We start from the raw sequence: 368 nt of genomic DNA on the forward strand, positions 1-368 counted from the left end.
GTGATCTACACGTCCGGGTCGACCGGGCGTCCCAAGGGGGCGATGGTGCACCGGCGTGGCATGGTCAACCACCTCCTTGCGAAGGTGGAGGACCTCGGCCTGTCCTCGGTCGACTCGGTGGTGCACAACGCGCCGGTCACCTTTGACATCTCCGTGTGGCAGATGCTGGCCGCGCTGATGGTGGGCGGCACGACACGGGTGGTGGACCGGAGCACCGCGGCCGACCCGGACGCCCTGTTCGGTCTGGCGACTGCGCAGAAAATCACGGTACTTGAGGTGGTTCCCTCGCTGCTGCGGGCCGCCCTGGACGCCTGGGAGACCACGGGGGACTTCCCCGTTCTGCCCGCCCTGCGCCACCTGGTCGTCAC

The 368-nt window shown here is 68.8% G+C and carries 1 protein-coding gene; it reads left to right on the plus strand.

From position 1 onward, the window contains the following. Window positions 1-42: 42 nt before the first annotated feature. Window positions 43-368, plus strand: a 326-nt coding sequence (locus ADK54_RS16655; protein WP_324610165.1) for an AMP-binding protein, incomplete at its 3' end; no start/stop codon positions are given.

It is taken from the genome of Streptomyces sp. WM6378 (genome assembly GCF_001279695.1).
Taxonomy (GTDB): domain Bacteria; phylum Actinomycetota; class Actinomycetes; order Streptomycetales; family Streptomycetaceae; genus Streptomyces.